Source organism: Paenibacillus vortex V453, assembly GCF_000193415.1.
Taxonomy (GTDB): Bacteria; Bacillota; Bacilli; order Paenibacillales; family Paenibacillaceae; genus Paenibacillus_AQ; species Paenibacillus_AQ glucanolyticus.
The window spans coordinates 220789-231806 of record NZ_ADHJ01000023.1; the positions used below are offsets into that span (position 1 = coordinate 220789).

Annotated in this window: 9 protein-coding genes and 2 pseudogenes; 9 read left to right on the forward strand and 2 right to left on the reverse strand. The window is 49.2% G+C overall.

Features of this window, described 5'->3' with window-relative positions; genetic code table 11:
• Positions 1 to 9: 9 nt before the first annotated feature.
• Complete coding sequence (locus PVOR_RS14595; protein ID WP_006210069.1) at positions 10 to 906, reverse strand: AraC family transcriptional regulator; 897 nt, start codon at positions 904 to 906, stop codon at positions 10 to 12.
• A gap of 92 nt (positions 907 to 998) precedes the next feature.
• Here PVOR_RS14595 and PVOR_RS14600 point away from each other — a divergent pair, with 92 nt between their 5' ends.
• A complete protein-coding gene (locus PVOR_RS14600; protein ID WP_006210070.1) occupies positions 999 to 2318 on the forward strand; it encodes an ADP-ribosylglycohydrolase family protein in 1320 nt (439 codons plus the stop codon).
• A 121-nt stretch (positions 2319 to 2439) separates the two neighbouring features.
• Here the strand turns inward: PVOR_RS14600 and PVOR_RS14605 are convergent, their stop codons facing one another.
• Positions 2440 to 3246: a phytanoyl-CoA dioxygenase family protein gene (locus tag PVOR_RS14605; RefSeq protein WP_006210071.1), complete on the reverse strand. Its 807-nt coding sequence runs from the start codon at positions 3244 to 3246 to the stop codon at positions 2440 to 2442.
• A 133-nt stretch (positions 3247 to 3379) separates the two neighbouring features.
• Between PVOR_RS14605 and PVOR_RS14610 the strand changes: the two genes are divergently transcribed.
• The 8 genes and pseudogenes from PVOR_RS14610 to PVOR_RS30160 form a co-directional block, all read left to right on the forward strand.
• Entirely contained in the window at positions 3380 to 4189 is an 810-nt protein-coding gene (locus PVOR_RS14610; RefSeq protein WP_006210072.1) for a helix-turn-helix domain-containing protein, read from the forward strand.
• Between the two features lie 212 nt (positions 4190 to 4401).
• A complete protein-coding gene (locus PVOR_RS14615) occupies positions 4402 to 5307 on the forward strand; it encodes a DMT family transporter (RefSeq protein ID WP_006210073.1) in 906 nt (301 codons plus the stop codon).
• 13 nt (positions 5308 to 5320) lie between these two features.
• Positions 5321 to 5467: a hypothetical protein gene (locus PVOR_RS30660; protein ID WP_160163999.1), complete on the forward strand. Its 147-nt coding sequence runs from the start codon at positions 5321 to 5323 to the stop codon at positions 5465 to 5467.
• Positions 5468 to 5822: 355 nt separating this feature from the next.
• Positions 5823 to 6782, forward strand: a complete 960-nt coding sequence (locus tag PVOR_RS14620; RefSeq protein WP_006210074.1) for an ABC transporter permease — start codon at positions 5823 to 5825, stop codon at positions 6780 to 6782.
• Positions 6783 to 6817: 35 nt separating this feature from the next.
• Positions 6818 to 7715, forward strand: a pseudogene (locus PVOR_RS14625) (carbohydrate ABC transporter permease).
• Between the two features lie 74 nt (positions 7716 to 7789).
• Complete coding sequence (locus tag PVOR_RS14630; RefSeq protein WP_006210075.1) at positions 7790 to 9385, forward strand: ABC transporter substrate-binding protein; 1596 nt, start codon at positions 7790 to 7792, stop codon at positions 9383 to 9385.
• A 187-nt stretch (positions 9386 to 9572) separates the two neighbouring features.
• On the forward strand, positions 9573 to 10700 hold the full coding sequence (locus PVOR_RS14635) for a GntR family transcriptional regulator (RefSeq protein ID WP_006210076.1): 1128 nt from the start codon (positions 9573 to 9575) through the stop codon (positions 10698 to 10700).
• 71 nt (positions 10701 to 10771) lie between these two features.
• A pseudogene (locus PVOR_RS30160) lies at positions 10772 to 10987 on the forward strand (RNA ligase family protein); the annotation flags it as partial.
• Positions 10988 to 11018 lie beyond the last annotated feature (31 nt).

Genomic DNA, 11018 nt, shown 5'->3' on the forward strand with positions numbered 1-11018 from the left:
AACCTCTTCTCACGGTTTCATGGGTTGTTTGCCCTGTTTTTTTATCGCGCGCCATTTGGAGGGAGCTATTCCCGTCCAATGTTTGAAGTGGCGGTTGAAGCTGGATATTGTTGCATAGCCTACCTCTTGGGAGATTGACAGTATGCTGCTATCGGTATGGGATAGTAATGCAGAGGCCATCTGAATTCGCACATTGTGCAAGTAATTGAGCGGAGCCATTCCCATGCAAACGCGGAACGTTCGACGAAAATGCGTGACGCTTAAGCTGCAAACTGCCGCCAATTCATGAATATGAATCGGTTCCATGTAATGCTGTGAGATGTACTCCAGCGATTTGGAAATTGTGTTCATGGAATTTCGATCGGCAGCTCCAACTACAGGTATATCGCCAGCCATCTGATCGATGATTCGGGTAATGAGGGTCATCAGCGTCCAAAGGCACCCTTTGACGGCCGATTCGTAGCCTGATAATTGCTGACTTAGTTCTTTCATGAGATATTCCGTCATTAATGTGATGTCGGGAGCATCGCCCGGACTGATGATATTAGCGAATCCCGCTGGAGCAGGGGCGTTCCACGATCGGGGATGGGCCGTGCCAAGCAGCGCATTCGGATCTAAGAAGCAAAAATCCCATCGGCTCACCTGACTTTTAACACTTTGCGCAAGGTGAAGCTGCCCCGGAAAAATAATGCTCACATCGCCTTTTGAGTAAGGCAGGATCTTGTCCTCTACAAAAAACACGCCTGAGCCCTCGTGACAGTATCCGATTTCAAGACAATTGTGATAATGAAGATACGTAATATCGGCATCGTTTTGGACATGGTTTCCGATCCAATCCACGGGAAACGTGGGAGGGAGCAAATACGGCTGACCGATAATCTCATAGGAAGATGGTTGTTTCTGCATAGTTTTCAGTCCTTATTGAGCAGAATTGTTATCTTTCATATTATAAACTAGATTTGAAATCGATTACATATGAAGCGAGAGGAGAAGGTGACATGGCTTATCCTATAGAACCGAAATTGGCTGAGTTATCCGAAAAAATTATGGAGTACGGGCGATTAGCCCATGAATATGGTGCAGATGGCGTTTCCGGCATTTGGCAGGATATTGAACGGGCAATGCAGGAAGCCGCGGAGAAATTGCAAGGTCTGCCTGTTGATGGGAAACTGGCTTCCCAAGAGCCGAATGATCTGCGTGGGATTCAGCTGCTTCGTACGAATGGTCCTCGAAGAATGTGGAAAACATTCAATCAGTCCGAGTATAAAGATAAGCTGGAGGGCGCTATGCTCGCCCGATTCGCCGGATGTACGCTGGGAGCTCCCGTCGAACTATGGGAAGTGGATGAAATGAAGAGTTGGGCCGAGTACATTGGGGATGCCTTTCCACCGCGCAGCTATTGGACCCGGATTAAGAATCCGAACCATCGGCGATATGGGAAGAGCACATTTTATGAATATACGCTTGAAGGCATGAGCGGAGTTCCCGTCGACGATGATATTACGTATACGATTCTGGGGCTGCTGATCGCGGAGGAGCATGGGATTCATTTTACGACGGAGGACGTGGGGAAGAGCTGGGTGAAATATTTGCCGCTTGCATGTACGGCCGAAGAGGTTGCCCTTCGTAACTTGAGAGCAGGCAAGACGGCTATGGAAGCAGCAAGCTTAGAGAATCCGTATTGTCAATGGATCGGTGCAGATATTCGATCCGATCCGTGGGCATACATTGCACCGGGGTTCCCGTCGAAAGCGGCAGAGTACGCGTATCGAGACGCTTATTTGAGCCATCGAAGGAACGGAGTTTATGGCGAAATGTTTTTTAGTGCGGCTCAAGCAGCCGCCTTTGCCGTCGATCATCCGGTGGACGCCCTTCGCACTGGACTGACGGAAATTCCTAGCGAATGCAGCCTCTACAAGGATATCGAATGGGCGCTCGCCATAGGTGGAGATATCCGGAATTACGCAGAAGCGCGAGAAGCCGTGAACAAGCGCTTTCAAGGTATGTCTCCCGTTCATACGAACAACAATGCATGTTTGACTGTATTCGGTTTAATGATCGGAGGGACGGATGTGTCCAAGGTCATTTCCGAGACGGTGGCAATGGGGCTGGACAATGATTGCACAGCGGCTACCGCAGGGAGCATCGTCGGGGCAATCGTTGGCAAGGAGGGCGTTCCTGCCCATTGGCATGCGCCGTTTCATGATACGGTAAAGACTTATATGATTGGTGCGGAGAATTTCAAAATCAGTGATCTCGTGGAGCGATTTACCATCGTGGCAGAGCAGACCTATATCGATTCCAAGCAAGAGATATAAATGGGGAGCCTGCTCCGATATAAAATTGCAGAGTGGTTCAATGCATGCTAAAAACTCCTATTCAATGAAAGTTAACATAGGGCGACCAGTGCCATGAAAATGTGCGCTGGTCGTCTGAAATCTAATGGGGATACGGCGTTTCGAACTCGACGCCGCAAGGGCCGCCATTCGGATTACTGTCCAGATGGACCTCCGTGCCGTCTTCCCGGAACAACGGCCGGTAGAAAGCACCGATCTTGGTTGCCGACGCGTTGGCATAGTGGCAGATAAAGGCACGGCGAAAACGGTTCGATTTGTTGCGGTAAGAGCCATGGATGAGGTTGCCGTTAAAAAAGAGCACATCGCCTTTGTCCATTATGGCGGGGAGGACCGTTTGATCTTTTGGCGGTTTCACGAAATGGGTGGTAAACGACTCGCGCGAATCGGCTTCCTCCGGGCACACAAGGGCATAATTACTTGTTTTCGGAACGACGAGCAAGCCGCCGTTCTCTTCATCAGCCGCGTCGATCGCCGTCCACGCCGCGATGCAGTTGCCCGGCTCCACCTGCAGGTAGAAATTATCCTGGTGCAGCGCTTGACCGCGGGAACCGGGAGGTTTGTAATAAAACATGCTTTGAGCTGCGAGCGCAGGCTCGCTGTACAAATCAGCCAATACGTCCATGACAGGCTTGTGCAGCATGTATTTTTTTGCGATTGCATCAAAACGGTGCGGATGCATAACACGCGGATAGCGTTTCAGCGGTTCGACAGCTGTATCATTGAAGACCGGCTCGAAGTGGCCGGGTACGGTCTTTTGGCTGATCTCCTCAAACGTTGCTTCAATTTCAGCCAGTTCCTCCTGCCGGAAGAGCCCTTTTACAATTAAATACCCCTCTGTTTCGAACTTGTGCAGCTGCTCCTCGGTCAATACGTTTAACTTCTCTCGCATCGTAGTCCCTCCGATCAGATGATGGTTTTTCCTGTTGACAATAGAATAAGGTCTGCTTATCTTGAGAGGAAGTATGATATCTGCTTAAAAGTACCGGGATTCTGCTATTTGAGGAATCGGGGAGGAGAGGTTCATGCGAAACGAACGGGCTGTCATATCGTTGGAAAGTACCGGAACGATATTCGGCGACCATTTTGAACAAGACGATGCTTATCGCCTGCGTCGACCTCAAGGGATGCAGGACTGGCTGCTTGTTTATACGCTCCATGGAGAGGGCTACTTTCGCACGCCTGCCGGGGAGAAACGCTGCGGATCCGGGCAACTTGGACTGCTGCGCGCCGGCATCACTCATGAATACGGGACAGTATCAGGGAAGCGCTGGAACTTTCTCTGGATCCATTATCCTGGACTTCCGGAAAACTGGATGCTAAGAAACCAGGAGTTTCTGGTCGAAACCCTGCCCGATGAACGTGTCCGAGGCCGTGTCGAGCAAGCGTTCCGGAATGTGCTGCAAGATTCACTGGACCGCTTAGATTTGTGGGAGGCGCTGTGTGAGAACGCGCTGCGTGAGATTTTGCTTCTGCTTGCACAGCGCACAAATAAAAGAATGGACCCTAGAGTCGAGCAAACGCTGGGCTTGTTGTCCCGTTCGCTAAAGGAAGATATTCGAATTGACGCCATATCGCGAGAGGTCGGAGTCTCGGGGTCCAGGCTGGCACATTTGTTCAAACAAGAAACAGGGTACACCATCGTAGAGCATCTGAATCAAATGAGGGTTCGCCATGCCGCTTTATTGATGACTCATTCCGGCCGGACCGCAAGCGAGGCTGCTCAGGACGTCGGCTTTAACAGTTACAATCATTTTGCGGATCAGTTTCGTAAACAATACGGGGTTTCGCCGAGGCAGTATCGTCAGGATTACAAGCCGACATCCATGCTGTAAGCTGAAGTGCAATGCATGAAACGGCTATGCTTATTCGTATGGATGTTACATCGCGAGAGGTCGGAAACTTGGGTTTCGCCGGGAGTACTTGCTCAAATAAGGAAAAGGCTGTCTCCTGCCTGCATGAGGGCTGTAGAAAAACGCTCTGTACAACTTCCCTTACGAGATGTTAAATTATAAGGATGTCCTACAAATAGAAAGAAGGTATTACGTTGGCACGATCCTTGTATATTGCGCTCATCCTCCTAAGTCTCATATGGGGAGGTTCGTTCTTTTTCATTAAAAGTTTACTGCACGATTTCGGTCCATGGGGGATTGCATTTCTGCGTTCTACCTGCGGATTTCTATTTATTTCGATTATCATGCTGATAATGCGAAAGCCGTTCGACCTGCGAAGAATTAAATGGCTTCCAACCTTCGTAGTCGCCATGATTAATATGGCTCTGCCATGGACATTAATCGGGTTTAGCGAGACTAAGCTAGCCAGCAGCATGGCTTCGGTATTGAATGCAACGACGCCGATATGGACGATGCTTGTAGGGTTACTATTCTTCGGCTCCGTATTCCGGCGGATACAGTGGGTCGGCATGGGAATTGCGCTTGTCGGTCTGATCATTCTGCTGGGCATTCGCCCAGGCTCTTTCATGACCGTCGATTTCATTGGTTTTGCTGCGATGATCGGGGCCACTATGTGTTATGCCGTGGGTTCACAGTTATCCAAGCGATTGCTGGGTGGACTCACGATGTATCAGTTAACGTTCGGAACTCTGCTTGGCGCGATGGTAGGGAGCGGCATCCTTGCCTTTACGACGGAGAGGGTTGACGTGACAAAGATCTTAGAACCTGCCAACATGGGCGCTCTGGTCGGTCTTGGCATCTTCGGGTCAGGTGTCGCATACATCCTGTTCAATTATATGGTGTTAAAAGGAAGTCCGGAATTCGCCACCTCCGTCACTTACCTGGTTCCTGCAACGGCGATGATCTGGGGGTATACGCTGCTGGATGAACCTATCGGATGGAACCTTATTATCGGCCTTATTCTCATACTATCCGGGGTGTTCATTACTAACCGCGGGGGGAGCCGATCGAAGGGGAAAGCAGCTGGGATTCCTGGATAAGTAACATCGGTTGATGGGAATACGCAAAAAAGAGCAGATCATCTGCTCTTTTTTTTCTGCCCAGCTATGTTGGGCGCAGCAAGCAAAAGCGCTCGCACAGGCGCAGCAAGTCCCGAAAAAGGACTTGCCGCGTCCTGGTATAAGCGAATCAATCTCATAACTCAGCGAAAAACAGGTAACAGCCACGATATTTACGCGGCTGTTTTTATTTATTTCACAAGCTAAGAAATTTACTGTTTCACACCTTCGTCGAAATTTGTCATAACAAATTCAGGCCTAATACAACTAAAGTCACAATTTTTCGATGCTATATTGACTGGAAAATAAATCCTCACTAAAATGTGTTATAACAAATAATCATATACATAAAAAATGTTAGAACAAATTATAAGGAGGGAGGTGATGAATTTCTGAACTGGGAGAATTCAATTGCATCGAGATTCTCTAGATCTGCTGAGATTGCATTAATCTCCCGAATCTCTGATCTGCAGCAAAAAAGGAGGTCATGACAAAGTATGGACGCCCGATTAAACTCGGCATCCCCACATCCCGTTCCCAAGCCGAGCAAATGGAAACATGTCAAGAGGCAGCTAAAGCGAAATATCGGGCTGTACATCATCATCTCCCCAGCGGTGCTGTACTTCCTGATTTGGCATTACTGGCCGATGTACGGTGTGCAGATTGCTTTTAAGGATTTTATGCCCGGACTTGGCATCTGGAACAGCCCATGGGTCGGTTTCGAGCATTTCGAAAGGCTGTTTGACGCGTATTACTTCTGGACGATTCTCAAGAATACGATTGGCATCAGCTTATACGGCCTGCTGATCGGCATTCCCGCTCCCATCCTGCTAGCGCTCCTGTTCAATGAGATTCGGAGTCGTAAACTCCGCTCATTCGCACAAAGCGTCTCTTATGCTCCGCACTTTATCTCGGTCGTGGTCGCGGTTGGCATTCTGTTCTTTTTCATCTCACCTACGAACGGCGTTTTTAACTCCGTTCTTACATCTTTAGGAAGGGAACCGGTGGATTACCTGGCAGAGCCTTCTAATTTCTGGCATCTGTATGTCTGGTCCGGCATCTGGCAAGGAGTCGGTTGGTCGTCACTCATATACAGCGCAGCCATATCGGGCATCTCCCCAGACCTGTATGAGGCGGCTTACATGGACGGTGCCAGCAAATTTCGGAGAATCTGGCATATCACCATCCCCGGTATTGTGCCAACGATTATGATTCTGTCGATTCTGAGTGCAGGAAGCATCATGAGTGTAGGTTTCGAGAAGATCCTCTTGATGCAAAATCCAATGAATTTGGAAACGTCCGAGGTCATTTCCACTTACATGTACAAAAGCGGGCTTTTGAATACGCAATACAGCTTTTCCGCGGCAGTGGGACTGTTCAATAACGTGATCAACTTCATCATTCTGATCATCGTCAACGCCGTTGCCCGCAAAGCAGGGGAGACCAGCCTATGGTAGGGAAAGATCACCGTGCAAAGAAGGGAGTTTAAGCCGTGCTGCTGAACATCAAACGAACGACAGGGGAAAAGCTGGCGGATATCATCATTCTTATTATGTCGATCATGGTGACCATCGTTATTCTATACCCGCTTATTTTCGTCCTGTTGGCTTCATTCTCCGATCCACGCCAGATTTGGGACAAGCCGCTGCTGCTATATCCGGCAGGTTTCAATCTGGACAGTTATGCCAAAGTGTTCGAGAACAGTGAAATATGGAGGGGATACGCCAATACCATCCTCTACGCATTCGCAGGTACAGCCATCAATATTATGATGACGGTGCTCGGTGCCTACCCTCTGTCGAGAAAGCGTTTTTACGGTAAGGGATTGTTCACGCTGTTGTTCGCTTTTACGATGTTTTTCGGTGGCGGCCTGATTCCTCTGTACCTGGTGAACAAGGAGTTGGGCCTGCTGAATACGATGTGGGCGCTGGTGCTGCCTGGAGCGATTAGTGCTTACAACATGATTATCATGAGGACCTACTTTCAGACCCGTATTCCGGTCGAGTTGGAGGAGAGCGCTTATGTGGACGGATGTAATGACTTTCATATGCTGTATAAAATTAGTGCTCCCTTTATCCATGCCGATCATCGCCGTCATGATCCTGTTCTACGGCGTTGGCCATTGGAATTCCTATTTTGACGCCATGATTTATTTGACGGATCGGGACAAATTTCCGCTTCAGCTTATTTTAAGAGAAATTTTAGTTCAGAACGATTTCAAGGAAATGGCCGGAATATCGGTTGGTGCTGAGTACGCAGATCAGACGATGGTGAAGGAAGGTTTGAAATACGCCATCGTTGTTTTGTCCGCCCTGCCGCTGCTTCTGCTGTATCCATTGCTGTCCCGTTTTTTTGAGAAAGGCATCATGGTGGGAGCTATCAAAGGGTAAGGCCGGTACTGAAGCGGGAAAAGCAGTTGGTTTTCCGTCAGGACCTCATAATCGTGGAAAGAGGGTTTGTGGATATGAGAAAAGGGCTGTATCTTCTGCTTGCCATAACAATGATGTTCTCACTGGTGCTTTCCGCCTGCGGCGGCGGTTCAGGAGGAGAGGCAACACCGGAGCCTGCCGGAACGGACGGCGATCCGGGAAGCATTACGTTAAAGATTGTGAAACGCGGATATACCGATGTACATCCTCCAGCCGATCAACTGTGGATGTGGCAAAAATATGAGGAGATTTCCGGAATTCACGTTGAGTTTGAGGAGCTGGCCGGGTCTGCCGTGACGGAAAGGAAAAATGTGATGCTCGGGTCCAATGACCTGCCAGATGCGTTTTATCGCATTGCATTCGGCACGGACGAGCTGATGAAATACGGCAAGCAGGGTTTGTTTATCCCTCTGGAGGAACTGATTGAAAAGCACGCGCCCAATTTGAACAAGCTGCTCAAGGACAATCCGGACATCAAGGGAGCCATCACCATGTCGGACGGACATATCTATGCGCTGCCTTACGTCGATTTCTCCAAAGCGTTCAATTCCGTTCGCCTGTACGTTAACAAAAGTTGGCTCGATGAAGCAGGGCTGGAAGTTCCGGAGACAACCGCTGAGTTCCGCGAGGCATTGATGAAGATTCGGGAGAAGGACAGCTCACGTCTGGGCTGGGTGCTCGAATCCCAATACTGGACGTTCCTGGAGAGCTTTTTGGCAGGCAGCTTCGGCATGGGAGAAGGCGGAGCCAAAGCGTTCGGCCAATACCTCTACAAGGACGCGGACGGCGCGGTTAAAACAACTTTCAATGATCCGAAGTACAGGGAGCTTTTGCGTTATATGAATGATCTGTATAAGGACGGCTCGCTTGCTCAGCAAAATTTTACGACCGGTTATGATTATGCCAAGTGGTCAACAGACGGCTCTAACAACTTGATTGGCTCCTTCGTGTGGGAAGGGCCGGGTTACATCGGTAAGGATACAGCAGAAAACTATGTGGGAATCCATGCGCTGGAAGGTCCGAACGGTGATAAGCTGGCAGGCGTGCTCGGCCCTCCGGCCAAGGGTATCTTCGGTTTTGTAATCACGAACAAAAACAAGTATCCCGTTGAAACAATCAAATGGATTGATTATTTCTATGGAGAGGAGGGCATCAATTTTGGCACATTTGGCCTGGAAGGCGAAACCTACGACCTGGTTGATGGCAAACCGAAATACAAGGATGAGATCTTGAACTACAAGGGCGGCGTCCAGCTAGGTGCTTTCCAATATGTTGACAATGTATATGGAGCCTATTATCCATATGTTGAGCCGGACGACAGCTTGCGAATGGCAGCGAGGGGAACGACGGTTGCGGATGAGATCAAGGCGGATCCGGCAGAGCTGGATGTTTTGGCGCCCAAAGAGCTGTGGCCGGATTTTGTACCCACGGATGACGAAGCGAATCAAACAAGCGCGATCCTGACCGACATTAATAAATATATTGAGGAAATGCGGGTAAAGTTTGTCACGGGCAAAGCCAGTCTGGATACCGATTGGGATCAATACGTGAAGACGCTCGACAAGATGGGAGCCCAGAGCTATCTGGATATCAAAAAGGCACAGTATGAACGCTACTCAAACGTAAAATAAAATGAGGTAAGCCGCCCATCCGGAAAGGCTGAATTTCCAGGATGTTAAGGGAGTCGCTTGACCGGATTGGGGAAAGTGGGATAGGACTGATCCTAAGGGCGGTTTACATGCTATTGATGCAAACGATATAATTTGAGTGCGACTAGTCCACAACTGGAAAAAAGATAAAGATGGGATGAGAACCAAGTTGAGCAAAGACAATAAACCGCTGTACAGCGTCATTATGGACGAGCTTAAATCGCAAATTTCATCGGGGCGTTACCTTCCGGAAGCCCAGCTTCCGACAGAGGCTGAACTTAGCACCACCTTCGGCGTGAGCCGTATTACAACAAGAAGAGCGCTCGAGGAGCTGGAGCGGGACGGGTTCATCTACCGAATTAAGGGAAGCGGGAGCTTTGTAAAGTCTCGAACCCGGGGCCCTGAGCAGCGTTCCGATGGAACAGAGAAAATGATCTCGCTTATCCTGCCTTCCGAGGACGACCGTGGTACGATGGGTTATATTCGCGGAGCTTCGGACTGGCTAAACGCGAACGGCTATTATTTGAGCATTCACCAAAGCGATTACGACTCCCAGAAAGAACGCGATCTGCTGGAGATGCTGACCCGGAAGGGCATTGCGGCCATCATTCTGTATCCGAGAAACGATCAGACGAACTACGATATTCTGCATCGGCTGTGCCTTGAAGACTATCCGATCATCACCATTGACAAGTATTTCGACAGCCTTCCCTTAGGAGCGGTTGTATCGGACAATTTCAACGGCTCCTACCAAGCCGTATCCAAATTGATTGAGCTTGGACATCGAAAAATCGCCTTTCTGACCGCGGTCAGCATCGAATCCACCTCTTCCGTGCGCGACCGATATTTCGGATACTGCCAAGCGCTTAAAGACCATGGAATTCCCGTAGACAGCAGATACATCAAGCTGAATATGAAGGGATACCGGGAAAAGATTGGCGTCGAACGATTTTATAATGAGCTGCTGGACTCTTACCGGATGGAAGGAGTGTCTGCGGTTCAGACAGAGAACGATCTGATTGCAGCTAATTTGCTGAATCTTTGTATGGAGAGAGGCATCCGCATTCCGGAGGATATTTCGATTATAGGTTTTGATAACAATCCGGTGACGGAGCATGTCATCATTCCGTTGACCACGGTAGAACAGAATTTTTACGAGATTGGTCGTCAAGCGGCTGAAAACGTGGTGAATTGGCTGGAACGAGGGAAGCAGACGCCGAGCAGGATGCTGGTACCGGTCAAGTTAGTGGAGAGAGGAACAACCGCAGTCGCTCCAAAAGGCAACTCGGTTCAGTAGACGGAAGTTTCACAGCTGATTGCTTGGCGGGATGCGGTCCTGTCAGCAGTCAGTTTTTTTATGTGCGTATGATTAAATATCGGATCCCGGAAGGATATCGCATATGCGGGGAAAACGCATATGCCAAGCATTCCCTTTTGTACTCAGCGCTGCCTTCCTATTTCTTACTGTTCTCGGTGTGGAACGAACATAACGTATGCCTCTCATGGGATGAGACAGAGGATTGGGCGGATCGTTTGGGGCTTGCAGCGGTTCCCGTTTTATACAAGGGGATATGGAATGAAGATGACGAGTGACTTGTTCTGCTATAACCGGTTT